Annotated in this window: 23 protein-coding genes; 13 read left to right on the top strand and 10 right to left on the bottom strand. The window is 73.0% G+C overall.

Annotated features, from left to right (window positions below; genetic code table 11):
* Nucleotides 1–40 precede the first annotated feature (40 nt).
* Nucleotides 41–667 (bottom strand): flavin reductase family protein, encoded by a 627-nt coding sequence (locus ACWGIF_RS15920; protein WP_453497146.1) that lies wholly within the window; start codon nt 665–667, stop codon nt 41–43.
* A gap of 385 nt (nt 668–1,052) precedes the next feature.
* Between ACWGIF_RS15920 and ACWGIF_RS15925 the strand changes: the two genes are divergently transcribed.
* A complete protein-coding gene (locus tag ACWGIF_RS15925; RefSeq protein ID WP_453496979.1) occupies nt 1,053–1,847 on the top strand; it encodes a VOC family protein in 795 nt (264 codons plus the stop codon).
* Between the two features lie 15 nt (nt 1,848–1,862).
* On the opposite strand, the gene ACWGIF_RS15930 is transcribed toward ACWGIF_RS15925, so the two are convergent.
* The 3 genes from ACWGIF_RS15930 to ACWGIF_RS15940 all read right to left on the bottom strand — a co-directional run bounded on the left by ACWGIF_RS15930 (nt 1,863) and on the right by ACWGIF_RS15940 (nt 6,599).
* A complete protein-coding gene (locus tag ACWGIF_RS15930) occupies nt 1,863–2,666 on the bottom strand; it encodes an enoyl-CoA hydratase/isomerase family protein (protein ID WP_453496982.1) in 804 nt (267 codons plus the stop codon).
* 115 nt (nt 2,667–2,781) lie between these two features.
* Nucleotides 2,782–5,016, bottom strand: coding sequence for an acetate--CoA ligase family protein (locus ACWGIF_RS15935; protein WP_453496985.1), 2,235 nt, complete (start codon nt 5,014–5,016; stop codon nt 2,782–2,784).
* Nucleotides 5,017–5,414: 398 nt separating this feature from the next.
* Entirely contained in the window at nt 5,415–6,599 is a 1,185-nt protein-coding gene (locus ACWGIF_RS15940) for a flavin-containing monooxygenase (RefSeq protein WP_453496988.1), read from the bottom strand.
* Nucleotides 6,600–6,770: 171 nt separating this feature from the next.
* Between ACWGIF_RS15940 and ACWGIF_RS15945 the strand changes: the two genes are divergently transcribed.
* From ACWGIF_RS15945 to ACWGIF_RS15955, 3 genes are all read left to right on the top strand, one after another.
* Nucleotides 6,771–7,541, top strand: coding sequence for a maleate cis-trans isomerase family protein (locus ACWGIF_RS15945; protein ID WP_453496990.1), 771 nt, complete (start codon nt 6,771–6,773; stop codon nt 7,539–7,541).
* A 92-nt stretch (nt 7,542–7,633) separates the two neighbouring features.
* Nucleotides 7,634–8,086 carry a DoxX family membrane protein gene (locus ACWGIF_RS15950; protein ID WP_453496993.1) on the top strand — a complete coding sequence of 151 codons (453 nt, stop codon included), beginning with the start codon at nt 7,634–7,636 and terminating at the stop codon, nt 8,084–8,086.
* Nucleotides 8,050–8,508, top strand: a complete 459-nt coding sequence (locus ACWGIF_RS15955) for a Zn-ribbon domain-containing OB-fold protein (protein WP_453496996.1) — start codon at nt 8,050–8,052, stop codon at nt 8,506–8,508. Before ACWGIF_RS15950 ends, ACWGIF_RS15955 begins: the two co-directional genes overlap by 37 nt.
* Here ACWGIF_RS15955 and ACWGIF_RS15960 read toward each other — a convergent pair.
* The 6 genes from ACWGIF_RS15960 to ACWGIF_RS15985 form a co-directional block, all read right to left on the bottom strand.
* Nucleotides 8,505–9,881 carry a tetratricopeptide repeat protein gene (locus ACWGIF_RS15960; RefSeq protein WP_453496999.1) on the bottom strand — a complete coding sequence of 459 codons (1,377 nt, stop codon included), beginning with the start codon at nt 9,879–9,881 and terminating at the stop codon, nt 8,505–8,507. The genes ACWGIF_RS15955 and ACWGIF_RS15960 overlap by 4 nt on opposite strands.
* Nucleotides 9,882–10,016: 135 nt before the next feature.
* Nucleotides 10,017–10,703: a pyridoxine/pyridoxamine 5'-phosphate oxidase gene (locus ACWGIF_RS15965; RefSeq protein WP_453497002.1), complete on the bottom strand. Its 687-nt coding sequence runs from the start codon at nt 10,701–10,703 to the stop codon at nt 10,017–10,019.
* On the bottom strand, nt 10,700–11,674 hold the full coding sequence (locus ACWGIF_RS15970) for an ROK family protein (protein WP_453497005.1): 975 nt from the start codon (nt 11,672–11,674) through the stop codon (nt 10,700–10,702). The genes ACWGIF_RS15965 and ACWGIF_RS15970 overlap by 4 nt, the downstream gene beginning before the upstream one ends.
* Nucleotides 11,671–12,342 (bottom strand): HAD-IA family hydrolase, encoded by a 672-nt coding sequence (locus ACWGIF_RS15975; protein ID WP_453497008.1) that lies wholly within the window; start codon nt 12,340–12,342, stop codon nt 11,671–11,673. Before ACWGIF_RS15975 ends, ACWGIF_RS15970 begins: the two co-directional genes overlap by 4 nt.
* 94 nt (nt 12,343–12,436) lie before the next feature.
* Nucleotides 12,437–13,414, bottom strand: a complete 978-nt coding sequence (locus ACWGIF_RS15980; protein ID WP_453497011.1) for a YdcF family protein — start codon at nt 13,412–13,414, stop codon at nt 12,437–12,439.
* Between the two features lie 103 nt (nt 13,415–13,517).
* The gene (locus tag ACWGIF_RS15985; RefSeq protein WP_453497014.1) at nt 13,518–14,342 is read right to left on the bottom strand and encodes an NAD-dependent epimerase/dehydratase family protein; all 825 of its coding nucleotides are present in this window, start codon (nt 14,340–14,342) and stop codon (nt 13,518–13,520) included.
* A 207-nt stretch (nt 14,343–14,549) separates the two neighbouring features.
* Here ACWGIF_RS15985 and ACWGIF_RS15990 point away from each other — a divergent pair, with 207 nt between their 5' ends.
* The 9 genes from ACWGIF_RS15990 (at nt 14,550) to ACWGIF_RS16030 (ending at nt 26,085) form a co-directional block, all read left to right on the top strand.
* Nucleotides 14,550–15,698, top strand: a complete 1,149-nt coding sequence (locus tag ACWGIF_RS15990) for an MFS transporter (RefSeq protein ID WP_453497017.1) — start codon at nt 14,550–14,552, stop codon at nt 15,696–15,698.
* 783 nt (nt 15,699–16,481) lie between these two features.
* Entirely contained in the window at nt 16,482–17,192 is a 711-nt protein-coding gene (locus tag ACWGIF_RS15995; RefSeq protein WP_453497020.1) for a hypothetical protein, read from the top strand.
* Complete coding sequence (locus tag ACWGIF_RS16000; protein WP_453497023.1) at nt 17,192–17,512, top strand: PqqD family protein; 321 nt, start codon at nt 17,192–17,194, stop codon at nt 17,510–17,512. Before ACWGIF_RS15995 ends, ACWGIF_RS16000 begins: the two co-directional genes overlap by 1 nt.
* Nucleotides 17,513–17,575: 63 nt before the next feature.
* A complete protein-coding gene (locus ACWGIF_RS16005; RefSeq protein ID WP_453497026.1) occupies nt 17,576–19,543 on the top strand; it encodes a BTAD domain-containing putative transcriptional regulator in 1,968 nt (655 codons plus the stop codon).
* Nucleotides 19,544–19,616: 73 nt separating this feature from the next.
* The gene (purB, locus tag ACWGIF_RS16010) at nt 19,617–20,930 is read left to right on the top strand and encodes an adenylosuccinate lyase (protein ID WP_453497029.1); all 1,314 of its coding nucleotides are present in this window, start codon (nt 19,617–19,619) and stop codon (nt 20,928–20,930) included.
* The gene (locus ACWGIF_RS16015) at nt 20,917–21,321 is read left to right on the top strand and encodes a GNAT family N-acetyltransferase (protein WP_453497032.1); all 405 of its coding nucleotides are present in this window, start codon (nt 20,917–20,919) and stop codon (nt 21,319–21,321) included. The genes purB and ACWGIF_RS16015 overlap by 14 nt, the downstream gene beginning before the upstream one ends.
* A gap of 27 nt (nt 21,322–21,348) precedes the next feature.
* The gene (locus tag ACWGIF_RS16020; protein ID WP_453497035.1) at nt 21,349–23,058 is read left to right on the top strand and encodes a hypothetical protein; all 1,710 of its coding nucleotides are present in this window, start codon (nt 21,349–21,351) and stop codon (nt 23,056–23,058) included.
* Nucleotides 23,048–24,547: an amidase gene (locus tag ACWGIF_RS16025; protein WP_453497038.1), complete on the top strand. Its 1,500-nt coding sequence runs from the start codon at nt 23,048–23,050 to the stop codon at nt 24,545–24,547. The genes ACWGIF_RS16020 and ACWGIF_RS16025 overlap by 11 nt, the downstream gene beginning before the upstream one ends.
* Nucleotides 24,544–26,085 (top strand): glutamine synthetase family protein, encoded by a 1,542-nt coding sequence (locus tag ACWGIF_RS16030; RefSeq protein WP_453497041.1) that lies wholly within the window; start codon nt 24,544–24,546, stop codon nt 26,083–26,085. Before ACWGIF_RS16025 ends, ACWGIF_RS16030 begins: the two co-directional genes overlap by 4 nt.
* The last annotated feature ends 21 nt before the right edge of the window (nt 26,086–26,106 follow it).

The raw sequence follows: 26,106 nt of genomic DNA on the forward strand, positions 1-26,106 counted from the left end.
GTTCTCAGCCCCGCCGGCGTTCGTGTACGGGGCCCTCGCGTCAGTCGCCGCTTCGGCCGAACCGGCCGAACCGGCCCTTGTGGAAGAGCAGCGGTTCGCCCTCGCCGGCCGCGCCCATGGCCACGACCCGGCCGACGACGATGAGGTGGTCGCCGCCGGTGTGGACGGCCTGGATCCGGCAGTCGATCCAGGCGGGCACGGCGTCGAGCTGCGGGGATCCGGTGACGGGGGCGGGGGTGTGGGTCACCCCGGAGAACTTGTCCGCGCCGCTGACGGCGAAGGACCGGCACAGCTCACCCTGTTCGGCGCCGAGGATGTTGACGCAGAACACCCCGGCGCGGGCGATCCGCGGCCAGGTGGTCGACGTACGGGCCACCATGAAGGTGACCAGGGGCGGGTCGAGGGACAGCGAGGCGAAGGACTGGCAGGCGAAGCCAGCCGGTCCGTGCTCGTCCTCCCCGGCCGGCGCGGTGATGACGGTGACCCCGCTCGCGAAGTTTCCGAGCACGGCCCGGAACTCGGCGGGGGAGACCGGCGCGCGCTCGTCCTCGCCGACGGCGCGCAGATCGGGACGCGGCAGGGCGTCGACGGACTCGGGTTCCCGCTCTGCCGAGGCCGAGGTGGGGGAGCCGACTGACCTGAGGTATCGGACGACGGTGGCCGCCATCCCTGCGTGTCCCATCACACCGACGATTGAACCTGACGGTTCGTCAGATAGGAAGGGGCGGGGGCGGCTGAGGCGGCACCGTGACGTGCGGGAAGGGGCGGGCGGGAAGGGGCGGGCCGAGGAGGTGCGCGGTGGGGAGGTGCGGGACGAGGAAGTGCGCCGCGAGCTGGACAAGCCGGGCGATGGACGGCAGGCAGCCGCGCCGGAAGCCGGCGCGGGGCCGGCGGCGTGGGGTTCGGCGGCCCGGGGCTGCGGCGAGCCCGCTCGCTGCGCCGGACGGGTGAACCGTCCCGCCTGCGCCGGGCCGTACGCCCGGGTCGGGGCGGGGGCTCGGCATCGTGGCAGCGACCTCGTAGCGCCGCCGTACCCCCGGGAGGACCCACGCATGCTCGGCACCGACTTCCGTACCGGATCACCCAACTGGCTCGACCTCGGCAGCCCCGACACCGGGGCGGCCGCCGTGTTCTACGGAGCCGTCTTCGGCTGGGACTTCGTCTCCGCAGGGCCCGAGGCGGGCGGGTACGGCTTCTTCCACGTGGGCGGGAAGACCGTCGCCGCGATCGGGCCGCTCACCGAGGAGGGGGCCCGGTCCGCCTGGATGGTGCACTTCATGAGCCCCGACATCCAGGCCACCACCGAAGGCGTGAGGGCCGGGGGCGGCACGGTCCGGCTGGAGCCCATGGACGTCATGGGCGAGGGCTGGCTGGCGCAGTTCACCGACCCGCAGGGCGCCGAGTTCGCCTGCTGGCAGCCCGGGAAGACCGGTGGTCTGCAGCTGACCTCCGCCGAGAACTCGCTGGTGTGGGCGGAGCTCCACGTACCCGACCCGATGGCGGCCATCGCCTTCTACTCCGGACTCTTCGGCTGGCGGCACTCCGAGATGGAGGCGCCCGGGATGACGTACCGGGTGCTGAGCACCGCCGAGGGCGACCAGCAGGACACCTCCTTCGGAGGGGTCGCCGAACAGGGTGAGGGCGTGGGCGGAGGATCGAGCATGGTGCCCCGCTGGGTGCCGTACTTCCACGTGACGGACGTGGACGCCACCGTCTCGGCGATCGAGAGGAAGGGCGGCGCCGTCCTGATGCCGGCGGCCGACGTGCCCGAGGTCGGCCGGATCGCGTGGGCCTCGGACCCGGCCGGTGCGGTGTTCGCGCTGCTCAAGCCCGACCCGCAGATGTGAGCCGCCGGAGCACGGTCAGCGGCCCAGGTACTTCGGCGTGCGGCGCTCCACGAAGCTCGCCACGCCCTCGTTCGCGTCGGCCGTGCTCATGTTGATCTCCTGAGCGGTGGCCTCGGCGGCCAGCGCGGCCGCCCGGTCACCGTCCAGGGAGGCGTTGACGAGTTGCTTCGTCAGCGCGAGGGCGCGGGTGGGCCCCTGGGCGAGCCGCTCGGCCCACGCGCGGGCGGTCTCCTCCAGCTCCTCGGCCGGGACCACCTTGTTGACCAGGCCGAGGCGCTCGGCCTCGGCCGCCGGGACGGCGTCGCCGAAGAACATCAGCTCCTTGGCCTTCTGCGGGCCGACGAGGCGGGGGAGCAGGTACGCGCCGCCGCCGTCGGGGACTAGCCCGCGGCGGACGAACACCTCGATGAAGCGGGCCGGTTCGGCGGCGATCACGAGGTCGCAGGCGAGGGCGAGGTGGGCGCCTATGCCGGCGGCCGTGCCGTTGACGGCGGCGACGACCGGCTTCTCGCAGTCGAGGACGGCGGTGATCAGGCGCTGCGCGCCCAGGCGGATCATGCGGGCCACGTCCCCGGCGACGCGGTCGCCCGCGGGGGCGGGCGCGCCGCGCAGGTCGGCGCCCGCGCAGAAGCCCTTGCCGGTGGCGGTGACGACGACGGCGCGGACCGCCGGGTCGGCGGAGGCCTCGGCGAGCAGCGTGATGACGCGTTCGCGCTGGGCCCAGGTGACGGCGTTCATGGCCTCGGGGCGGTTGAGGGTGATCCAGGAGACGCCGTTGTCGGTGCGGTGCAGGACTTCGTCCTCGCGGGCGCGGGTCATGGGTCGCTTCCGTTCGTGGTGGGCCGGCCGGTGCCGGGGCACGGGTGCGGCGCCGTTGCCGGGGGCGCTGCCCGGGCCCCGCGCCTCGAACGCCGGCGGGACCGGAGTCCGTGGATCAGCGGCAGATGGCGAGGGCGTCCAGGGCCACCGCCCCCTGGCCGCGGGGCAGGACCATCAGGGGGTTGATGTCCAGCTCGGAGAGCTCGTCGCCGAGTTCCAGTGCCATGCGCTGGATCCGCAGGATGACCTCCACCAGGGCGTCCACGTCGGCCGGGGGTGCTCCCCGTACGCCCTCCAGGAGGGCATGGCCGCGCAGTTCCGTGAGCATCGCGCGGGCCTGGTCCTCCCCGAACGGCGGGACGCGGACCGCCGCGTCGTGCAGGACCTCGACGAGGACGCCGCCCAGCCCGACGGTGACGGTGGGGCCGAAGAGGTCGTCCTGGGTGACGCCGACGACCATCTCCACGCCGCGTTCGACCATCTGGCAGACGAGGATGCCGTCCAGGGGGACGTTCTCGTAGCGGGCGATGTCGGTGAGCTCCCGGTACGCGTCGCGGATCTGGCTCGCGGAGGTCAGCCCGACCTTCACCAGGCCGAGTTCCGTCTTGTGGCCCAGTTGCGGGCCCGAGGCCTTCATCACCACCGGGTAGCCGACCAGGCCGGCCGCCCGGACCGCGGCCGCCGCGCTCGTCACCAGCTGCTCGCGGGGGACCCGTATCCCGTAGGCGCGCAGGAGCTGCTTCGCCGCGTGCTCGCTGAGCTGCTGGCCCGGCCGCATGAGGGCCTGCGCCTTGCGGTACGAGGGTGAGGGCGTGCGGGGTGCGTCCGTGAAGGGGGAGCGGTATCCGGCGGTGAAGCGGTGGTGGCCTAGGTAGGCGCGGACGGCGGTGATGCAGTTGCCGAAGGTGCGGAAGGTGGCGACGCGGGAGGAGCCGAGGAGGGTGGTGCGGTAGGCGTCCTCGGTGCCGACCGGGGAGCCCCAGATCACGCAGACGAGCTTGTCCGTGGCTTCCGCCGCGTCCACCAGGTCCTGGGCGAGTCGGTCGCTCATCGGGGGGAAGGGGCCGGTGATCGGGCAGATGAGGACCCCTACCGACGGATCGGCGAGGAGCGCGTCGATGATCTTGCGGCCGCGCCAGTCGCCGACCGGGTGGCCGCCGTTGTCGACGGGGTTGGCGACGTTCAGGTACTCGGGGATCCACTGGTGGAGCTCGTCCTGCTTGGCCTGCGCGAGGGTGGGCAGGGTCAGGCCCGCCTCTGTGGCCAGGTCCGAGAAGTGCGCGCCGGTGCCGCCGGAGATGGAGTACACGACGACTCCGTCGGCCTGGGGCCTGCGCGCCCGGGCGAGCAGGGCGGCGGTGTCCTGGAGCTCGTCGAGCCCGTCGACGCGGATCACGCCGAACTGGCGCATGGCGGCGTCCACGACGGTGTCGGCGCCCGTCAGCTTCCCGGTGTGGGAGGCGGCCATGCGGGCTCCGGTCTCGGTGCGGCCCACCTTGACGGCGACGACCGGGACCCCGTTGCGCGCGGCCCGGTCGGCGGCGAGCAGGAAGGACCGGCCGTCCTTGAGGCCCTCCACGTAGCAGGCGATGGCCCCGACCTCGGGCTGCTCGGCGAAGTAGGAGATGAAGTCGGAGGTCTCCAGGTCCGCCTCGTTGCCCGTCGGCGCCCAGTGGGAGAGCCGGATGCCGAGCTCCTGGAGGGTGTAGACGGGCCGGCCCTGATGGCCGGACTGGGTGATCAGTGCGATGGCCGGTCCGTCGAGGTCGTCGCGAAACCTCTCGAAGGCGTTGAGGTTGGTGTTCGGGCCGAGCAGGCGCAGGCCCGAGCGCTCGACGGCGGCGCCGAGCCGGGCCTGGGCGGCGGCGCCCGCGTCGCCGGTCTCGGCGAAGCCGGAGGCGAAGACGACGGCGAACTTCACCTTGGTTTCCGCCAGTTCCTCGATGACGGGAAGCGGGTCGGCGACGAGGAGGACGGCGAGGTCCACCTGCTCGGGAAGGTCGGCCACGGAGGCGTGGCAGGCCCGTCCGAAGACGGTGGGGCGGGTGGGGTGCACGGGGTGGATCCGGGCGCCGACGCGCTCCGCCCAGGCGATGAGCTGGCGGGTGATGCCGGTGTTCGGTCTGCCCTCGGTGTCGGAGGCGCCGATGACGGCCACGGACTCGGGCCGGAAGAACCGGTCCAGGTCGGGTACGTCGGCGTGCAGCGGCCGTCCGCTGACGTCCATGGCGACCGCGTCGTCGGCGGAGGGCGCCGCCGACGAGTGGACGGCCGTCCTGGGGGACTCCCCGCAGGCCTCGACACGTGCGCGGAAGTCGGTGGTGAGGGTGCCGTGAGTAGATCCAAGCATCGTTCCGCCCGCTCCTGCTCGATGAACCTCGATGGAACTCAATAACTGACGTGTAGTCAGATTACTGAACTGACGTGCCGTCAGGAACAGGGCTGCGCAGGAAAGCTGGTGGAGGTGATGTGTGGAACGGTGGCAGAAACCCTCGGGGCGGGTCCAGAGTGCCGTTCCGGCCTAGATCGCCGACCCGGTCGCCCGTCGGACGGGCGGCCTGAGGGCGCGGGCGTCTGAGGGCTTGAGGGTGGGCGATCGGCGGGTGGACGGCCCTCCGGCGGTCCGGCCCTCCGGCGGTCCGGCCCTCCGGCGGTCCGGCCCTCCGGCGGTCCGGCCGTCCGGCGGTCCGGCCGTCCGGCCGTCCGGTGGGCGGCCTGCGGTGGGCGGTACGGCGGTCGAGCCGTCCGTCAGGCGCTCCCGCGGGCCGCCTGCCGGGCCACCGCCTTGGCGATCTTCTCCGCGTCCAGGGCCATCTCCCGGAACATCCCGCTGATGGGGTTGGTGAAGCCGGTGAAATACAGCCCGCGGGCCTGCTCGGGGGTATGGGCGCCGTGCGTACGGGGCCGGCCCCGCCCATCCAGCACTCCGAGGTGGCCGACCAGCCCCTCCAGTGCGCGGCGGTACCCGGTGGCCGCGATCACCGCGTCCGGGGTGATCCGCGAGCCGTCCGCCAGCACCACCTCGGCGCCGTCGAAGGAGTCGACGGCGGCCACCGGCTCCACCCTGCCGCTGCGGACCGCGTCGATCAGGCCGACGTCCTGGACCGGGATCGACCCCTGCTTCACCCTGCTGTACAGGCCGGTGGTGGGGCGCGGGAGCCCGTACGCCGACAGGTCCGGGACCGACGCCCTGGCGACGAGCGTGCCCAGCCGGTCCACGAGCCGCACGGGCAGCCGGCGGACGAGGATCCCGGTGCGCTGGGCCGGCCAGCCGGCGGTGGAGCGGCGCACGATGTGCGGGGCGGTGCGCACGGCGATCCGGACTCGCGCCGCCCCGCCCTCGGCGAGGTCGACGGCTATCTCGGCGCCCGTGTTGCCGACGCCGACGACGAGGACGTCCTGGCCGGCGTACGGCTGGGGATTGCGGTAGTCGGCGGCGTGCAGCAGCCGGCCGTCGTACGCGTCGAGGCCCGGCCAGTCGGGCAGTGCGGGCGTGTGGTTGAAGCCGGTGGCGACGACGACGGCCGCGGCGGACAGCACCCGCCCGCCGCTGGCGTGCAGGGTCCAGCCGCCCTCCCCCTCGGGGGCGGGCTCGATCCGGATCACCTCGACGCCGGTGACCAGCTCCAGTTCGTGGAACTCGGCGTACTTCTCCAGGTAGCGCACGACGTCGTCGCGGGAGACCCAGCGCCCGAACCGGCGCGGCACGGCCAGGCCAGGGAGGGCGGAGAGCCGGCGCGTGGTGTGCAGGCGGAGCCGGTCGTAGTGCCGGCGCCAGGACGCGCCGACCTCGTCGGACTTCTCGACGACCACCGCGCGGACCCCGCGGGCGCGCAGCGCGGCGGCGACGGCGAGGCCGCCGGGGCCGGCCCCGATGACGTACACGGGGCGGGGCTGGGTGGTCATGTCGAGTGCTTCGGGGACTGCAGGCATGACGGGTGATCGTATCGCCACGCTGCGTTGATGGGTCTCGGACGAGGAGGGAATCGATTGCGGATCGGTCACGGGCGGCAGCCGGTCCGGCGCGGCTCGGCGTCACGGTGCACTGAACGCTGACAAAGTGCTGACAAAGTGGTGCATTCCGCCCCACGAGAGGAGTGCGTGATGTGGCAGCCCGACGGGTGGGACGTGCGCGTCCGCCTCGGCGTCCTCACCCCCCACGCCGACGTCGGACCGGAGTCGGAGCTGCGTGCCATGGCCCCGGCGGACGTGGGGCTCCATTTCGCCCGGGTGCCCTTCGGCGGGATCGGGCGGGGCGGCGTGATGGACCCGACCATCCCGCTCGCCCCCGTGCGGGCCTTCGCCGAGCCGCCGCACGTGGACGAGGCCGCCGAGCTGCTCGCCGCCGCACCGGTGGCGGCGATCGCCTTCGCCTTCACCAGCTCCGCGTACGTGATCGGGGCGCGCGGCGAGGCGTACCTGCTGAGCCGGCTGCGGGAGCGGGCCCGCGGCCTGCCCGTGGTCGCCCCGTGCGCCGCCACGGTCGAGGCGCTGCGCGTCCTGGGGATCGAGCGGCTCGCCCTCGTCGATCCGCCGTGGTTCGACGCCACGCTTAACGACCTGGGCCGGGGCTACTACGAGGAGGCCGGATTCGGTGTCCCGTACGCGGCCCCGTGTGACCTCCCCAGCGGGCAGGCGCTCATCCGGCCGGACGCCCTCCACGACCGGGTGGCCGCCCAGGTGCCCGACGAGGCCGAAGCGGTCGTCATCGGCGGCAACGGCTTCCGGGCCGTCGGGGCGATCGGGGCCCTGGAGGCCACCTTGGGGCGTCCCGTCCTCACCGCCAACCAGGTCCTGCTGTGGGCGGCGCTGCGCGCGGCCGGCTCCGCCACCGCCGGCATCGACGGCTACGGCAGGCTCTTCGCGAACCCGTAGCCGGCCGAGGCCTTGCGGGATCGCCCCGCATCCGCTGAACTGACGTCCCGTCAGATCGCGCGTGGCGATCGCGAGAGGGGTGGGGGCTGCCGATGCAGACCATCTGGCTCAGTGGGGCCGAATGGCTCGCCGTGCTCCGGATAGGCCTCGGCCTGTGGTGGCTGGAGAGCTGGCGGCACAAGGACAAGAAGGGCTGGTTCGAACGCGGGACCGGCATCGCATGGGCGGCCGACGTCGCGGGCAAGCACCGCTGGAGCTTCGTCAAGGGTGGCTTCGAGCGGGTCGTCGCGCCGCGCCCCAAGGCGATGGCATACCTCGTCGTCTACGCGGAACTCGCCCTCGGGCTGGGCCTGGTGCTCGGCTTCCTGACCCCGATCGCCCTGGTCGGCGGGCTGCTGCTGAACCTGCTCTACCTGGTGCTGATGATCCACGACTGGGCCGAGCAGGGGCAGAACGCGATGATGGCGCTCATCTCCCTCGTCGCACTGCTCGCCATGTCCTGGCAGACATGGTCCCTCGACGCGGCGATCGGACTCTTCCTGTGAGCGGCGGGGCGGCACGCTACGACCTCCCGGAGGCGGACGAGTTCACCCGCCCCTACTGGGATGCGGCGGCCCAGGGCCGGCTCCTGCTGCGGCGCTGCGGGGACTGCGGGCGGGCGCACCACTACCCGCGCGAGTTCTGCCCCTTCTGCTGGGCGGGGGAGGACCGGGTGGCGTGGGAGACGGCGAGCGGCCGCGCGAGCCTCTACACCTGGTCGGTGATCCACCGCAACGACCTCCCGCCCTTCGGCACGCGCGTCCCGTACACGGCGGCGGTGGTCGACCTGGCGGAGGGCCCGCGGATGATGACCGAGGTGGTGGCCTGCGAGGCGGCGGACCTGCGCATCGGCATGCCGCTGACGGTGACCTTCCGCGAGGCGGCGGAGGGGATCTGGAACCCGGTCTTCACCCCGTACACCGCCTAGAAGGAGGGGCGGTCGCCGTACTCGACGGGCCCGAACGGGACGGCTCCGGGCCCGGACGGGACGGCGGGGAGCGGCCGGCGGAGCACGGCCACGGCTTCCGCTGCGCGGCCCAGTCGGATGAGGAGCGCGGCGAGTTCCTTCCTGTGTTCCGGGACGTCCGGGTCCAGGACGGCGACGGCCTCCTCCGGCCGTCCGACGCCGGACAGCAGCCTGGCCACCTGCTCCGATGCGTACGTGCTGCCGCCCTCGGGGTGTGCGCGCAGCTCCTCCACCGCCTGCTCCGGGAAGCCCCGGGCGGCGAGGAGGTCCGCCCGCAGCCGCAGCAGATCCCACTCCTCGCAGTCGGCCGGGTCCTCGATGGCGGCGAAGTGGGCCAAGCCCTCCTCGGCGCGGCCCTGGGCGATGTACAGGCGGGAGAGCGGGTCCAGGACCCAGTCCGCGTGGCCGCCGTGCGAGGCGGGCAGCGTCCTCAGCACTTCGATCGCCTCGTCGCCCCGGCCGTGCCGGGCCAGCAGCTCCGCGAGCCGCACCGCCGCGTGCGGCGAACCGCCGGCCACGAGCGGTCGGTACACCTCGACCGCGCCCTGCACGTCCCCGCGGGCCTCCAGCAGCTCGGCGAGGAGAGGCGCGGCGTCCTCACCGGAGTCGGTCGCCGCGTAGGCGCGCAGTTCGTCCATCCGGCCGTGCCGGGCGAGCAGTGCGGCCAGCGGGTCGATGCCGTTCACCGAGACGATCCCGTGCGTGCGCAGCACCTCGACCGCCTCGTCCGTCCTGCCCTGCCGCTCGCGCACGATGGCCAGCAGGGTCACCGCGTTGTGCGGTTCGAAGGACCGCCGGCCGCACTCCGGGCTGCCACAGCGGTCGCACGTACGCTCCGGTGCGAAGCGGGCGGCCAGCAGGCCGGCCACCTCCTCGTCCCGGTCCAGCCCGGCGCTCACCTCGACCAGGGCTTCGGCGAGGAACCAGTCCCCGACGTGCGGGCGGAGCAGGACGTACGCCTCCTCCCCCCGGCCGTGGCGGGCGAGCAGCAGTGCGAGGTCCCGCAGCGCGAACCGCTCACCGTCCTCCGCGTACGGGCGGACGAGGGCGATGGCTTCCTCGCCGCGGCCCCATGCGTCGAGCATCCCGGCGGCCCGGCCGGCCGCGGTCCACCAGCCCGTCTCGACGTACGGGGCCAGCACCTCCAGGGCCTCCTCCCGTCGGCCCTGGTCGGCCAGGACCTGCGCCCAGGCCCGGGCGCAGAACCACTCGCCGTCCCGGGCCAGGTCGCGCACCACGTCGGTGTGTCCGTGGTCGAGGAGGTACGTGACCATGTCGGGTGGCACGCATTCGGTGTGCATGCGGGTGCGTCGGTCGAGTTCGGCAGCGTCCACGGGCCGACCCTAACCCTGCACGCGGATCCCGCCGCGCGGCGGACCTGCACCGACGGTCCGCCGCGCGCTGCACCGACGGTCAACGCCCGCGCGTCCACCGGCACGTACGCCCCCGCGGGCGGCGCGGGCGGGGCCCTACGGCCACAGCAGCTCGCGCACCCAGTCCGCTCCCTCGGCCGCCCGCCGGTAACGCAGGCGGGTGTGGCGGCGGGCGGCGTCGCCCTGGAAGAACTCCACCTCGGCCGGGGCCAGGACGTACCGGGTCCAGGTCGGCGCCGGGGCGCCCGGCTCGGCGCCGGCCCGCTCCCAGGCCCGCTCCGACGCCCGGATCAGGTCCTCGGCCGACTCCAGGACCTCGCTCTGCCGCCCGGTGAGCGCGGCGGCGAGCGCCCCGCGCGAGCGCACGGCGAGGTCGGCCCGGCTCTCCTCGGGCCCGCAGGCGGTGACATGGCCCCGGATCCGGACCTGCCGGCCCACGGTCGGCCAGTAGAACCCGAGCGCCGCCTCCGGCCGCAGGGCCAGCTGCACGCCCTTGGCGCTGGTGGCGTGCGAGGCGAAGTGCCAGCCCCGCGCGTCGGCGTCGTGCAGCATCAGGGTCCGTACGTCGGGCCGCCCCTCGCCGTCCACCGTCGCCAGGCTCATGGTGTGCGGCTCCGGCTGGCCCGCCCGGGCGGCGTGCACGAACCACTCCCGGAACAGCGGCAGCGGCTCCCCGGGTGCGGCCCCGGTGTCGAAGCCGGGAAGCGGGGAGTCCCACACGCGCAGGGAGTGCAGGGTGGCGTGGAAGTCGTCCCTGCCGGTCTCGCTGATCTCGCTGGTCATGCCCCCAGGCTAGGCCGTGTCGTCGAAGTCCCGTCTTTCGGACGCGTGGTCCGCGCCAGGGCGTCCCAGGCGAGCAGGCCCGCCCCCAGGCAGCCCGCCCGGTCGCCCAGTTCGGCCGGTACGAGGGAAGGCAGGGGTGCCCGGTGCGGGAGCCGGGCCGCCAACTCCCGGCGCAGTGGGGCGAACAGGAGCTCGCCCGACTCGGCCAAGCCGCCGCCGAGCACCACGGCGCGCGGATCGAGGAGCTGTACCCCGATCGTCAGGCCGTCGGCGAGCGCGGCGACCGCCTCGTCCCAGACGGCCCGGGCCCGCGGATCGCCGCGGAGCACGGCGCCGGCGGCGTCGGCGGCGCTCGCCCCGGCCTCGCCGGACGCCTCCGCCCAGGCACGCGCCACCGCGGACGCTGAGGAGACCGTCTCCAGGCAGCCGTGTTGGCCGCAGTTGCAGGGGCGGCCGCCCCGCCGGACGATGACGTGGCCCAGTTCCCCGGCCGCGCCGTGGGAGCCCGCCTCGAACCGGCCGTCGATCCCTATGGCGGCGGATATCCCGGTGCCGAGAGCGATGAACAGGAAGCGGTCCAGCCCGCGGCCGACGCCCAGCCGGGCCTCGGCGAGTCCGCCGGTGCGCATGTCGTGGCCGACGGCGACCGGGACCCCGCCCAGGCGGTCGGCGACCATGGCGCCCAGCGGTACGTCGCTCCACCCGATGTTCGCCGCGTATACGGCCGTGCCGGTGGCCTCGTCGACGAAGCCGGGCACCGCCACACCTGCGGCCAGGGCGCCGCGGCCGTAGGCGCGTTCCCCGTACTCCCGCAGATGCGCGGTGAAGTCGACGAGGGCCGCGACGGTGGCTTCGGGTCCCTCGGAGACGGGAGTCGGCCGGCGCTCCTGCCGCAGCAGGGTGTGGTCCTCTGCCATGAGGGCCGCCTTCATGGACGTACCGCCGACGTCGAGTGCGATGACGTGATTCACGCTGCGGGGCCTTTCCCGGTCGGGTCGGAGATCCTCAGTACCGGTGCGCCGGGCCCGTTCAGAACCTGGACGGCACGCAGGTCCGCCACCCGTGCGGCCAGCCGCACCGCGGGGCCGGTGACCGCACCGCCGACGCCCACGCAGCGCATGCCGGCCGCCGCGGCCGCCGCGGCGCCGCTCGGGGCGTCCTCCACCACCACGCAGCGGGCCGGGTCCACGCCCAGCAGCGCGGCCCCCCGGATGTAGCCCTCGGGGTCGGGCTTGCCCCTGGTGATGTCCTCGGCGGCCACCAGGTGGACGGGGCGCGGCACGCCCGCCGCGTCCAGCCGGCCCAGCGCCACGGCCCGGGTGCCGGAGGTGACGATGGCCCAGCGGTCGGGGGGCAGGGCCGCGACGAGCTCAGGGGCGCCGGGCACCGCTTCGAGCCCGGCGAAGTCGCGTTCCTCGCGTCGGGTGATGCGGGCGGTCTCCGCCTCGGCGTCGAGGTGCGGTACGACCAGACGTACGAGGTCGATGTCGCGGCGGCCGTGCGAGAGGGCGACGACCGCGTCGGTGTCCAGACCGTGCCCCGTCGCCCACTCGCGCAGGATCCGCTCGATCAGGCCCATCGACCGCACCAGTACGCCGTCGAGGTCGAACAGCACGGCGTCGCAGGGGATGTCGGTCACAGAGCCTCCGGGTGCGGGTGCGGGTGCGGGTGCGAGGGCGGCGGCCGGTCGCTCGAGACCGGCCGTCCGGTCGGGCGCTTGGTCGGGCGGTGGGTCAGGCCCCTGCCGGTGCGTAGCGTTCGGCACCATCCTCCACCGTGACGCGCAGCGGGGCGAGAAGACGGTCGGGCCCGAACAACAGCGTTGCGGCAACGGACTTGGCGAGGGCCGCCTCGTCGTGTGCCCGCAGACCGGCCTGCTGCGCGGGTGACAGGGAAGGATGCGCCACCGCCCGGACGACGGCTGCCGGGAGCACCAGGTCCAGCAGGTAGCGGATCCGGGCGGCGTGGTAGTCGGAGGTGACGACGGTGACGCGGTCGGTGCGGTGCCGGCGGGCGAGCTCGCGCAGGAACAGCACGTCGTCGGAGCTGTGGCGGGTCTCCAGACGGTCGGCGACCTCGTCCGGGCCCATGCCCTGGGACCGAAGCCAGCGTGCGCAGTGCCGCCAGTGCGGCACGTCGGTGGTGTTGAACTGGGCGCCGAAGCCCCCCGTCAGCACGAGCCGGGCACCCGGGGCGGAGCGCACGAGGTCCAGGGCCGTGCGGGAGCGCTCCCGGGCCATCACGCTCAGCTCGCCGTTTTCGTCGTTGGGCGCGGCCAGGACGGCGACCAGCTCGCGCACGCCGGCCGGTCCGGCCCCGTTCGCGGCCGGACCGCCGTCCGCGGCGGGCGGCGCCGCCGCGAGACGGTCGAGGTAGGCACGCAGGCCCGCTCCGCGCACGGCACCGCGGAACGCTGCCAGGGCGGGCCAGTCGCCCAGCATCCGCACCCGGCCGGACATGACCAGACCGGTGCCGAGCGTGCTGCCCGAGGCCGCGTCGCGCACTGCGTCGTAGGGGACTTCCAGGCGCACGTCGGCCGCCGGCACGTCGCCGTGCCAGCGGCCGACCGCGTCCGAGGTGCCGAGGACCACGCCGGAGCAGGTGCGCTCGCCGTCCGGGCCCTGCGCCACGATCTGGACGCTCAGTGCCGCGTCGGCTCTGCCGGGCACTGTCGTGGGCAGGTGGTCGAGGGCGGCGGTGAAGAGATCCATGGCACCTTCGGATCGACGGGACCGGGCGGGACCGGAGGGCCCGCCCGGGCTCGGTCAGGATTCGGGTCGGGACTCGGGTCGGGACTCTGTGGTCAGGATGCGGTCAGGCCTCGGTGGCGAAACGACGGTAGTGCAGGACCGTCTCCTCCAGGTCGGAAGAGCGGAACTCGGGCCGCCAGCCGAGCTTCTCCCAGCCGTCGCCCTTCGCGACCAGGTCGGTCTTGGTCTCGCCCTTGCGCATCGGGAGGTACTCGATGCCCGCCTTGGACCCGGTGACCTCCAGGACCATCTGCGCCACCTCGTTGACCGTGAAGGCGACGCCGGTGCCGCCGTCGAACACCTCGCAGTCGCCGAACTGCAGTGCGTCGGCGAGCATCCGGCCCAGGTCGGCGGAGTAGACGAGGTCGACCGTCTGGGTGCCGTCGCCCCACACCGGGATGGCCTCGCCGCGCCACGCCTTCAGCGCGAAGGTGGGCAGGATCTTCTGGACGCCGTAGTGCTTCTGTCCGGGGCCGAAGGCGTTGAACGCGCGGACGTGGCTGACCGGCACCTGGAAGTTCTCGTGCCAGGCGTACGACAGGTTCTGCGCGCACAGCTTGGTCGTCTGATACACGTTCTTCCACACCTGGGGCATGGTGATCCCGACGAACCGGGCCTCGTTCTTGCGGCAGGCCTCGAGCACCCGGTAGGTGCCCTTGACGTTGACGTCGATGGCCGTCTCCACCATGTCGAAGAGCTCGTCGGTGCCGAGCACGCCCGCGAGGTGGACGACCCCGTCCACGTCCTTGAGCGCGGTCTCCAGCTTGTCCTCGAGGATGTCGATGCCGGAGGCCCGGTCGACGGCTAACGCCTCGTGCCCGTTCTCCCGCAGGTACTCGACCGCGTAACGGCCGATGAATCCGTCTCCACCAGTTACGGCAATACGCATGAGGTACTCCCCGTTCATGATTGCAGAGGCAATGGTGAGCTGTACCTGATGCGAACGTAGGAGATTTCTCCGGCTCTCCGCCACCCTTCCCGCAAAATATCTGTGTGAGCCGCGCCACTTCTCATCGTCGGTTTTGCCTGTGATATTTGTGAGCGCGCTCGACGGCACGTCGAAGCGGAATCCGCGCCCGGCAGAAGAGGTGGTTCGGTGAAGAAGATTCCCGCAGTGCTCCGGCCGGAGAAGGCAAGTTTGAGACATGCTCCGGGATTCGGTGCCGCGCTGGCCGCGTTCTTCCTCGTCGGGATCTCGCAGTCCAGTACAGGGCCCCTGTTGCCGCTCTTCGAGGACCGTTTCGGGGCAGGCGCGGGCGGCGCCTCCCTGCTCATCACGTCCTACTTCGCGGGGGCCCTGGCCGCCATGGTGCTCACGTCGGCGGTCCGGCTGCCTGAAAGCAGGATTATTCTGCCGAGCGTGCTGCTTTATGCGCTCGGCAGCGCCGGGATCTTTTTCTCGTCAGAATTATGGATCGCGGCCGCTTCCTGTCTCCTCTCGGGATGTGGTTCGGGCGCCTTGATCCTGGCTGTGAACAGCATATTTGCGCGACAGGACGACGGCGTTTCACTTGTGAACCTGGTGAACGGATTATTTGCGGCCGGCACGATCGCCGGCCCCCTCGTGGCGAGCATCTCGATTCCGCAGGGACGCCCCTACGGGTTCCTCGTCGCGGCCGTGGGCGCGCTGCTGTGCCTGCGCGTGGGAAAGGTGGCCGCGTATCGCGCCCCGGCCGTGGACGCCGACGTCTCCGCCGCCGCCGTCGCGCCCCGGTCCGTCCGGACCTTCGCGGGGTTCTTCCTTCTCTACGGGCTTTACGGGGGGATCGAGACCGGGATCGCCAGCTGGGCGGCGAAACACATCGTGGACACCGGCTTCTCGGAGCCGGCCTCGGCCCGGGTTCTCGCCGCGTTCTGGGCGGGCACCACCCTGACCAAGTTCCTGATGTTCCCGTTGGCGTCCCGGGTGTCGGCGTCCGTCGTGGTGCCCCTCGGGCTGCTGGGCACGGCCGGCGGGCTGCTGCTCGCGACCGTTCCGGGGGCGACGGTGATCGGCTACGCGGTGGCCGGGCTGGCGCTCGGGCCGGTGTTCCCCACGGGCCTGGCGTGGATCGCGGAGGCGGGCGGGGACCGGCGTGTCACCGGATTCGCCGCATCGTCCTCGATGGTCGGCAGCATCGTCTTCCCGGCGGCCATCGGATGGCTGGTCGCCTTCCGGGGGCCGGGGCCGGTCCCGGTGGCGGTCGCCGGCATCTCACTCGCCGCGGCGCTCGCCGCCCGCTGGACGGCGGTGTCGTCGAAGTGAGGGACGTACGGGGCCCGGCCGGCGGGGAGGTCAGAATTCTCTGCGTGGTCCGGCGGCCGGACGGTGCGGACGGCTCGCCTGTGGTCGTCGTGAGCAGCCGGTCCGGTGTGTTCGGCCTGCGGCGGCGGGGGTTCCCCTGCGCTGGACGGTGGTCGGCATTCGGGTTCTCCAAAGCGGTTCGGATCGCCGTCGGTCCGCACGGGTTGTCGAGACCGACCCGTCCAGAGTGGCCGACAACACCCCGCGGCATCAACCCCGTTCAGAGGGATACTCGAAAGCCTGTCGAGACCCGATCCGGCCCATCCCGCGTACCTCCCCCACACCTCCGCCGCACCACCGCCCGGCCGGACACTGTGCCGCGCACGGGTGACCGCCCAGGTGACCGGAACAGGGCAGAGGTTGGTTTCCCGACATTCTCGCGGAGCGCTCCGCATCGAATCGGCCAGGGGGAGGCGATTATGTGCCAGATTCGAGTCGGCAGGCACCCGGCGTACGGGCAGTACGTTTGTGCAGTAGCGATTCCGGTCCGACCGTCCTGTGGCCGGCATCGCACCCTTGCCGTCCGGCGTGGCCCTCAAGATCGTTGTTAGAGTCCGAAATTGACCACCTTGCTCAAGGCGGTGCGTCCGACTTGATCTAGGGTGAGCAGACGTCCGCCCTCCCTGATGATCTCAGGCGATCGCGGGCCTGCAACGGGAAAGGTAGTACTCCATGACGTATGACGTATCCGGGGTAATAGCCGAGCTCAGTAGTCGATCGCTCCTTCCACCCCATTACGACACCGTGTTCACGAGCGGATCCCTCATCCGGGGCTGGGGCAACCCCACGAGCGACCTGGACGTCCACGTGGTCACCCGGGACCCCTGGGTCAGCGGAATCGGCGAGACCAACCACGTCGCGCTGGAGCCGAACACCCTCCAGTACGAGCAGATCTTCGTCGACGGCCGCCGCTGGGACGTCGAGTACTGGACCGCCGGCCAGGTCGAGCAGGTCCTCTCGAAGATCACCAACGAGCAGTTCGGCGACGACCAGGGCACCTGGCGCACCCTCAGCTACCACGAGATCGCCCTGCTGGAGCGCCTTCCCTACGCGGCCGCCGCGGACTCCGGCGGCTGGCTGGAATCCCTCCGCACCCGGCTCGCCGACTCCGCCCACCGGTCCGTGCTGATCGTGAACTCCCTCAAGCAGGCGGATGGTTACACCGAGGACACGGCCGGTCAGATCGCCCGAGGAGACCTGTACAGCGCGGTCATCGCCTCGCGTAACGCCTTCAACCACGCGGTGGACGCGCTGACCGCGAGCCAGGGTCAGTTCGGCAGCCTGTGGCCGAAGTGGCGGGCCCGCCGGATGCAGATCGTGGACCCCGCCCTTCTCCCCTTCGAGGAGTACTGGGCCATCGAGACGATGCGTTCCTTCGACCCCGAGAACCCGCAGAAGTGGATCGAGCAGACCGTCGCCGTCTGCCAGCGGATCTCCATGGAGGTGTCGGTCTGATGGCGCCCGAAGGCAACGCGGCCCCCGTCACGGTCGGTCCGGGTTCCGTCGCCTCCCTCCCCCTGAACGTCAAGATCCGCAATCACCGCGGTACGACGGTCGTCGGCGGGTACCGGCATTTCTTCGAGCTCACCGACTCCGCCGCCCACATCTGGCGCCAGATCGACGGAATCCGGACAGTGGGCGATATTGCGACGCTGATCGCCCGGGAATACGACATCGATCGTGAATCCGTCGTCGACGACATCATCGAGCTCTTCTCCGAACTCGCCGCCCATGATGTCGTGAAGATCTCCGAGAGCAGTTCTCGACTCCAGTGACACACGGGAACGAGCGGGGGCTCTGATTTCACGTGTGTCCGGTGCGACAACCGGGGGAAATGCATGCTGGACGATCTCCAGTTCGGCGTTTTCGGTCCGCTGACCATATGGCGGAACGGACGTGCCGTCGAAATTCCACAGGCCAAACACAGGGTCCTCGTGGCCGCTCTGCTCCTGCGCGCCAACCGCGCGGTGACATCCGAAGAACTCATGCAGCAGCTGTGGGGCAACGACCCGCCGCCGACCGCGCGCAAGACGCTCCAGGGCTACATCGCGCGGCTGCGCAAGGTGCTCGGCGCGGACGTCGTCGTCAGCCGCGCCTCCGGTTACGCCATCCTCACCGACGGCGACCGGCTCGACCTCGACCGCTTCAACCACGCGTTACGGCAGGCCGAGACCGCCGGTGATCCGGCCGAGCGCGCGCGCCTGTTCCGTGCGGCGATGGACGAGGCCGGCGGGACCCCGCTCGTCGACGTCCCCTCCGAGTACCTGCGGCAGGGCGACGGAGCGGCCCTGGTGGAGCGCTGGCTCAACGCCACGGAGAACTGGGCCGACGCCGAGATGGCGGTCGGGCGGCACGCCGAGGTCCTGCCCCGGCTGCGGGCGCTGGTGTCCGAGCACCCCTTCCGCGAGAGTGCCTGGAGCCGGCTGATGAAGGCGCTGTACCAGGCGGGGAGACAGGCGGAGGCGCTAGGCACCTACCAGGAGGCACGCCGTGTCCTCGCCGACGAGCTCGGCGTGGACCCGGGCCAGGAACTGCGGGCGGCACACCGGCAGATCCTCGCCGGCCCCGCCGCGGACGAGGGGGTATGGGAGCCGGAGCCCTCCGCCCTCCATCCGGTCCGGCACCCGGCCACTCCCTTCACCCTCCCTCCGCGCCTCGCCGAGTTCGCCCGCCCGGACATCGAGTCCCGGCTGATCCGGCGGCTGCTGTACACACCGCCGGAGGGGCCGGCGGTACGGGACTGTGATCCTCCGCGTACCCTCGCGCTGTACGGGGAAGCGGGCGTCGGCAAGACCACCATGGCCGTCCGGGTGGCGCACGCCGTCAGTTCCGCCTTCCCCGACGGGCAGCTGTACGTGGAACTCCAGGGCGAGCACGGGCCCCGGCCGGCGCACGACGTCCTCGGCGAGCTGGTGCGCGCCCTGGGGGTCAGTCCCTCGGCGGTGCCGTCCGGGACCGGTGAACTCACCGCGCTCTACCGGGGTCTGCTCTCCCAGCGCCGCGCCCTGATCGTCCTCGACGGCGCCCGCGACGAGGCCCAGGTGGAGCCCCTGCTGCCCGCGTCCCCGACCTGCGCAGCGCTGGTCACCAGCCTGCAGATGCTGTCCACCCTGGGCGGCATCAGCCACACCCGGCTGGGCCTGCTCTCCACCGAGGAGGCCCGGGACATCCTGGGCAGGATCATCGGCGCGGCCCGGCTCGCGGCCGAACCGCAGGCCGCCGCCGACCTGGTGGAGTACTGCGGCCGGCTCCCGCTGGCGATCCGGATCGTCGGCGCCCGGCTGCTGGAGCGCCCGCACTGGCAGGTCCGCCACCTCGCCGCGCGGATGTCCTCGACCCGGCGCAGGCTGGACGAGCTGCAGGTGGGCAATCTGAGCGTCCGGGCCAGTCTCGCGGTCGGCCAGGCCGCGCTCGGCGACGCCGAGCGCCGAGCGTTCCGCCTACTGAGCCTGCTGGAGACGGACTCGTTCCCCGTGCACGTCGCCGCGGCCGCGCTCGGCCTGCCACAGGACAGCACGGAGGAGCTGCTGGAGCGGCTGACCGCGCAGCACCTGCTGGAGGCCGACTTCATCGAGGCCAGCGGCGTGCGTTTCGCCTACCACCCGCTGGTCCGGCTCTACGCCCGCGAGCTCACCTTCGACGTGGACTCGGCCCAGGCCCGGCACGCGGCGGTGCAGAGCGCCCTCGCGGCCTGGTATGCGGCTCCGCCGCGGCCGCCCGCCGCACGGCACACCACCGGTCCCGGGACCGGTGGAAGAACACCCGGCGAGCCCGCCGCGCCCACGGTGCTCAGCTTCACCGGCTGATCGCCCTGCCGCGACCCGGTTGCAAGCCCCCCCACGCGGTGCGTCCCGGCGCCCGACCGAGAACCAAGGAGAAGTGTCGTTGATCGAACGCTATTCATGTCCGGAGATGGCCGCACTCTGGACGGACGAACGCAAGTACGCGACCTGGGCCCGGGTCGAGGTCCTGGCGAGCACGGCACAGGCGGAGCTCGGCGTGGTGGACCGGCGTGCGCTGGAGGACATCCGCAACGCCCCGGTCCCGTCCGTGGCCCGGGTCCGCGAGCTCGAACTCACCCGCGACCACGAGATCCTCGCCTTCCTCGCCGCCTACACGCAGACCATGCCCACGGCCTCCGCACGCTGGGTGCACCACGGGATGACGAGCTACGACGTGGTGGACACCGCCCTCGGCTTCACCCTGGCCCGCTCCTGCGACCTCGTGCTGAACGCCGCCCGAACGTTCCTGGAACTGCTCACGGCGCGTGCGCTCGAACACTGGGACACCGTCTGCGTGGCCCGCACCCACGGAGTCCACGCCGAGCCCACCACATTCGGCCAGAAGCTGGCGGTGCACGCCTTCGCCATGCACCGCGGAATCGAACGCCTCACCGCGGCCCGCGCGGCGGTCGCCGTCGGCACCCTCTCGGGACCCGTCGGCACCTACGCCCACATCTCCCCGTACGTGGAGGAGTTCGTCTGCGGGGAACTGGGGCTGGGCATCGAGGACATGCCCACCCAGGTCGTCGCCCGCGACCGGCACGCGGAGCTGCTCTCGGCGCTGGCGGTGACAGGCGCGGTGGTGGAGCAGTTCGCCCTGGAGATGCGGATGCTCCAGCGCACCGAGGTGGGGGAGGTGGACGAGCCGCGGACCAGCGCCTACCAGGGATCCAGCGCCATGCCCCACAAGCGCAACCCGACGACGAGCGAACGGCTGTGCGGCCTCGCCAGGATCCTGCGGTCGAACGCCGGCGCCGGCTACGAGAACGTCGCGCTCTGGCACGAGCGGGACCTCGCGCACTCCTCCGTCGAGCGCATCGTCCTGCCCGACAGCCTGACCGTCGCGCACTACCAGCTGGTGTCGGCCGCGGGACTGCTCTCGGGGCTGCGGGTCTTCCCGGAGCGGATGGCACGCAACATCGACGCGACCCGCGGCCTCGTCTACAGCTCCGAGGTCTTCGTGGACCTCGTCGCCCGGGGCCGGGACCAGGAGGAGGCGTACCGGCTGGTCCAGGCCGCCGCCACCGAGGCCTGGGAGAACGAATCGACCCTCGCCGCCGCCCTCGCCGCCCGCGGCGTCGAGGTCGGCGGCGAACAGCTGAACCCGCGGCGGTTCCTCGGCAACCGCGACCACCTGAAGGCCCGGCTGAGCCGCCTGAGCAAGGAGTTGCAGAGCCATGTGGACGTGTGAACCCGTCGCCGGCGCCGGCCTGGACGTGGCCGAGGCCGCCGCCCTCTACCGGGCGTCCACCCTGGCCGAACGCCGCCCGGTGGACGACGTGGAACGGTTCACCCGGATGCTCGCCGGAGCCAACCTCGTGATCGCCGCCCGCCTCGACGGAAGGCTGATCGGCATCGCCCGGTCGATCACCGACGGGGCGTACGTCACCTACCTCAGCGACATCGCGGTCGACGCCGCCTTCCAGCGCCGGGGCGTGGGACGCGACCTCATCCGGGCCACCCGCGAGGCCGCGCCGCGGGCCAAGCTCGTGCTCCTCTCCGCTCCCGCCGCGGTCGACTACTACCCCCACATCGGCTTCACCCGTCACGAGTCCGCCTGGACGCGCGATGCCCTCGGGTGAGCCGGCCCTCCGGAAGAGGTGACCGCGATGCTTCTCAAGACGCCCGGATTCGACACCCAGGTCAAAGCGGCCGCCGAACGGGCCCGCAGCTGCGGGCTGGCCGCCGACGCCGTACGGATAGCGGCCACGCTCGACGGGATGATCCCCGAACAGGTCGGCAGGGCGGCCCTCGGCCTCGGCGAGCGCATGTACCTGGAACTCGCCGAGGCCCACGCGGCCGGCCTGGACACCGCCACCGACACCGCCGAGGGCGAACTGCTGCTGCTCACGGAGACCGGGCGGCTGCGCGTCGTGCCCGCCGGCGACCGCCCCGGCCCGGAGGCCGGCGCCGCCCCGCTCGGCACGCTGAAGTGGCAGGCGCGGCCGGAGTCGCTGGGCCGTCTGTGGAACCTGGCCGAGGAGGTCCAGCGGCTCCAGTTCGAGGAGATCCACCGCTGGATGGCCACGCTGGACCCCGCGCAGGTGCACGCGCGCCTCGATGCCATCTCCCACGCCCTCGTCCACATGGCCCCGGTCATGCTCTACGTGGGCGAGCGCTGCTACAGCAACCTGGGCCGGTTCAGCAATCTGCCCGGCCGCTCCATGGCCCCCGGCGCCGAGGGCTCCGTCCTCACGGCCCTGCGCGCCACCCCGGTGCCACGCTGGACGGCCGAGGACGCCACCTTCGTCGCCTGCGTGCACGCGCTCATCTCCTCGGGCTCCCCCGTCCGGGCGGAGGAGTTCAACGGCATCCAGCTCGCCCCCGACGTGCTCAGAGAGTTCCTCCGGGAGCGCATATCGGCGTACGGCGACCCGCTCCCCGACATCAGCGGGTTACCCGCCGGCGCCGGGCTCGACCTGCTGTCCGGCGCCTGCGCCCGCGCCCGCGCGGCCCTAATCGCCGACGGCGCGGTCTTCTACCGGGAGATCAACGGCGCGTCCCTGCACAAGCGGGAGCGGCGCATGACGGAGCCGGTCACCTGGGCGGAACTGCCCCCCGGGCTCACCGCGCTGCTCGCCGAGGCCGCCGGACAGCCGTTCCCGTACGCCGCGACCCCCGGGGAGCTGGACTCCTACACCCGCGGCCTCGTCGAGCGGGTGACCGCGGGGCCGGTTCCCGCCGGTTTCACCACGGCGTACGAAGGGTTCCTGCACCGGTTCTTCGAGACGGTCGCCGAGGCCCTGGACTGCGACGTGGTGATGGGGCGCGGCCCCAAGGACGTCCTCGTCCTGCACAGCGGCATCCCCGCCGAGCGCCGGGCGGCCCTGGCCACCCGGGACTTCTACTGCTGCGTGGCGGCGGGCCGGTCCTTCCGCGACAGGTTCGGCGCGGACCGGGCGGGCCTGGCCACGGCCCTGTCCGCGTACAGCGCCCGCATGCGCTACAACACCTGGCACTACCTGCCGCACAGCATGTCGTGGACGGACGAGGAGCAGGGCCGCGACGACTGGTTCTTCGCACCGGGGATGCCCGACATCACAAACTGGTCCGACCAGCACCACACCGGCCACGTCGCCTTCGGGGTGCGCCACGCGCTGCGCGTACCGCTGGGCATCGTGCTGGAGGGCCGCTTCCGGCCCGGCCTGTACGACCTGCGGCTGATGCGCACCGGCGGCGACCCGTTCGAGCTGGCCCACCTGCGCACGGCCACCGCAGTCGGGCGGGTGCAGGCGATGGTGCACCAGGCCGCCGCAGACCGGAACCTGACGGTCTGCGACTTCGACAACGCCTGGTACCGGGACTTCCATGCCTCCTGAGACCGACGTCCGCGCCCCCGGCGCGCGCACCGCGGACGACGCCCGGTTCGCCGACATCCGCACGCTCCGCGCCCTCTACCGCGACGGCAGCCTGCTCCCCTCGGAGTTCGTCGCCGGCACGTTCCGGCTGCTGGACCGGTGGGAGCCGCACATCGGCGCCTTCCTCACGGTCGCGCGCGAGCGGGCGACCGCCGAGGCCCGGGCCGCGGACCGGCTGCTGCACCGGGAGGGCCGCGACGCCTGGTGCGGCAGACCGCTGCTCGGCATGCCCGTGACGGTCAAGGACCTCACGGCCACCGCGGGCATCCGCACCACCCGTGGCTCCCTGCTGAACGCCCACACGGTGCCGGACCGGGACGCGCCCGCCGTCGCCCGGCTGCGCGCGGCCGGCGCCATCGTCGTCGGCAAGACCAACACCTCCGAGGGCGGGTGGTCGGCGGCCGGCACGAACCGGCTCCAGGGCCCCACCCGCAACCCCTGGGACCTGAGCCGCAGTCCCGGCGGCTCCAGCGCGGGAGCGGCCGCCTCGGTGGCCGTCGGCATCGGGGTCGGGGCGACGGGAACCGACGGCGCCGGATCCATCCGGGTGCCCGCCGCGTTCTGCGGCGTGGTCGGGTTCAAGCCCTCGCTCGGCCGGGTCCCCTACGTGCCGCAGAGCGCCGAGGAGCTCTCCCACCTGGGACCGCTCACCCGCAGCGTCGCGGACGCCGCCGAACTGCTGTCGGTGATGGCCGGCTTCGACGCGGACGACCCGCTGTCCTTCGGCCTGTCCGGGGAGGTCGGCGCCGATCCGGACGCGGCGGCCGACCGGCTGCCACGGCTGCGCATCGGCTGGATCCGCTCCCTGGGCGGGCCCGGCCCGGACCCCGTGATCGCCCGGATCGCCCGGCAGGCCGTCGAGAAGCTCGCCGGCCGGGGGCACCACGTCGAGGAGATCGAGCCGCCCTTCGAGGACCCGTACCCCGCCCTGGTGACGATCCTGGCCGGCTGGGAGGCGGCGGCGCTCCCGTACGACGAGCCGGGGAACACCGCACTGCTCGACCAGGACCGGCTGGAGGTGATCCGGCACGGGCGCGGTCTGAGCGCCGCCGCCCTGGCCAGGGCCTACGAGTGCCGTGCGCTCCTGCGGGCCCGCAGCCTGTCCCTGATGACCCGGTACGACCTGCTGGCCATGCCGACCGTGGGCATCGGGCCGTTCGCCGCGGAACGGCACGCACCGCCCCCGCCGCCCGGCGCGCCGCCCGCGGGGCCCCCCGGCTGGCTGGCCTGGGCGCCCGAGGCCTACACCTTCAACCTGACCGGACAGCCCGCCGTCTCGGTGCCGGCCGGCCTCACCCCGGCCGGCCTCCCGGTCGGCCTCCAGCTCGTGGGCCCGCTGCACCAGGACACGCGGGTCCTCGCGGCCGCCCGCCAGCTGGAGCAGAGCGCCCCCTGGCACCACTGGTACCCGCGACTCGCCGCACGACGGCCGGAAGAGGAAACGACATGACCAAGGCCCCCACCACGCCAGGCGTCCCCGAGCGGCCGTACGGGCGCTTCGACACCGGGAGCGTCGGCTTCGTGCACCGGCACGGCCTGTGGGACGAGGCCCGGCTGGCCGCCGCGCAGGAGCTCGAAGCGACGCTGGAGTCACTGGAGTTCGTCCGCGTCGGCTTCGGAGACCCGCACGGGCTGATGCGCTCCAAGACGCTCACGGTGGAGTCCTTCCGCACGGTGCTGCACAACGGCATCGACATGAGCCCGGGCCCGTTCGTCTTCGACACCGGCCATGCGGTGGGCGTCGACTTCTTCGCCGACGGCGGCGGCATCGGCGTCCCCGAGCTCACCGGCGCCGGCGACTTCCTGATCGTCCCCGATCCGCTCACCTTCCGGGTGCTGCCCCACACCGAGGCCCCCACCGGCTGGGTCGTCGCGGACGAGTACCTGCGCGACGGCAGCCCGCACCCGCTGTCCAGCCGGGCCGTGCTGCGCCGCGCCTGCGAGCGCGCCGCCGCGCGCGGACTGGAGTACGTGGTCGGACTGGAGGTCGAGTGGTACCTGACCCGGCTGACGGGGTCGGTGACCGGTGCCTCGGTCGGCGGGTTCGGGATCCAGGGGGAGCCGCCCGCGGTCGAACCGGTCAACGGCGGCTACCAGTTCAACCTGGACACCTTCACCGACGCGCTGATGCCGGTCATCACCCCGCTGGCCCGCGCGCTGCGCGAGCTGGGACTGCCCCTGCGCACCGTCGAGCACGAGTCCGGGCCGGGGCAGCTGGAGTTCACCTTCAGCCCGATGAACGGCCTCGACGCCGCCGACGCCATGCTGCTGTTCCGTACGGTGACCAAGCAGATCTGCGGCCGCCTCGGGTACCACGCCTCCTTCATGGCACTGCCCGGCCTGGACCGCTTCGACCCCAGCGGCTGGCACCTGCACCAGTCCCTCTTCGACACCGCAGCCAAGACCAACGCCTTCGTACCGCGGGACGGCGGCGGGCCGCTGTCCCCCCTCGGCCTCTCCTACGTCGCGGGGCTGCTCGCCCACGCCGGGGGGACGACGCTGCTCGCCGTCCCCACCGTCAACGGCTACCGGCGCCTTCAGGGACCGTTCTCCCTCTCCCCCGACCGCATCGTGTGGAGCGCGGAGAACCGGGGGGCGCTCGTGCGTGTACTGGGCGGCCCGGGCGAGGAGTCCACCCACCTGGAGAACCGCATCGGCGAACCCTGCGCCAACCCGTACCTCTACCTCGCGGCCCAGCTGACCGCGGGCCTCGACGGCATCGAACGCGGCCTGCACCCGGGCGGCCCGGCGCAGGACCCGCACGCCGACTCGGCGGCCGCCCTGCCACGGGACCTGGCGCAGGCCGTCGCGGCCGCGGAGGACAGCGCCCTGGCCCGCACCCTGCTCGGCAAGCACCTCCACGACTGCCTCGTACGGCTCAAGCGCACCGAGCTGTCCCGCTTCGAGCAGTGGCAGGCCACCGCCCCACCCACCGCCCCGGGGGACGTCACCGCATGGGAGCACCGTGAGTACTTCGGTGCCTACTGACGCACCGCGGCGCCACGGGGA

Source organism: Streptomyces sp. NPDC054849 (assembly GCF_053610945.1).

Bases quoted from the DNA above. Each gene is read 5' to 3' on its own strand.
- ACWGIF_RS15920 (WP_453497146.1), bottom strand. From the start codon at position 667: ATGGCGGCCACCGTCGTCCGATACCTCAGGTCAGTCGGCTCCCCCACC.
- ACWGIF_RS15925 (WP_453496979.1), top strand. From the start codon at position 1,053: ATGCTCGGCACCGACTTCCGTACCGGATCACCCAACTGGCTCGACCTC.
- ACWGIF_RS15930 (WP_453496982.1), bottom strand. From the start codon at position 2,666: ATGACCCGCGCCCGCGAGGACGAAGTCCTGCACCGCACCGACAACGGC.
- ACWGIF_RS15935 (WP_453496985.1), bottom strand. From the start codon at position 5,016: ATGCTTGGATCTACTCACGGCACCCTCACCACCGACTTCCGCGCACGT.
- ACWGIF_RS15940 (WP_453496988.1), bottom strand. From the start codon at position 6,599: ATGCCTGCAGTCCCCGAAGCACTCGACATGACCACCCAGCCCCGCCCC.
- ACWGIF_RS15945 (WP_453496990.1), top strand. From the start codon at position 6,771: ATGTGGCAGCCCGACGGGTGGGACGTGCGCGTCCGCCTCGGCGTCCTC.
- ACWGIF_RS15950 (WP_453496993.1), top strand. From the start codon at position 7,634: ATGCAGACCATCTGGCTCAGTGGGGCCGAATGGCTCGCCGTGCTCCGG.
- ACWGIF_RS15955 (WP_453496996.1), top strand. From the start codon at position 8,050: ATGGTCCCTCGACGCGGCGATCGGACTCTTCCTGTGAGCGGCGGGGCG.
- ACWGIF_RS15965 (WP_453497002.1), bottom strand. From the start codon at position 10,703: ATGACCAGCGAGATCAGCGAGACCGGCAGGGACGACTTCCACGCCACC.
- ACWGIF_RS15980 (WP_453497011.1), bottom strand. From the start codon at position 13,414: ATGGATCTCTTCACCGCCGCCCTCGACCACCTGCCCACGACAGTGCCC.
- ACWGIF_RS15985 (WP_453497014.1), bottom strand. From the start codon at position 14,342: ATGCGTATTGCCGTAACTGGTGGAGACGGATTCATCGGCCGTTACGCG.
- ACWGIF_RS16000 (WP_453497023.1), top strand. From the start codon at position 17,192: ATGGCGCCCGAAGGCAACGCGGCCCCCGTCACGGTCGGTCCGGGTTCC.
- ACWGIF_RS16005 (WP_453497026.1), top strand. From the start codon at position 17,576: ATGCTGGACGATCTCCAGTTCGGCGTTTTCGGTCCGCTGACCATATGG.
- ACWGIF_RS16015 (WP_453497032.1), top strand. From the start codon at position 20,917: ATGTGGACGTGTGAACCCGTCGCCGGCGCCGGCCTGGACGTGGCCGAG.
- ACWGIF_RS16020 (WP_453497035.1), top strand. From the start codon at position 21,349: ATGCTTCTCAAGACGCCCGGATTCGACACCCAGGTCAAAGCGGCCGCC.
- ACWGIF_RS16025 (WP_453497038.1), top strand. From the start codon at position 23,048: ATGCCTCCTGAGACCGACGTCCGCGCCCCCGGCGCGCGCACCGCGGAC.
- ACWGIF_RS16030 (WP_453497041.1), top strand. From the start codon at position 24,544: ATGACCAAGGCCCCCACCACGCCAGGCGTCCCCGAGCGGCCGTACGGG.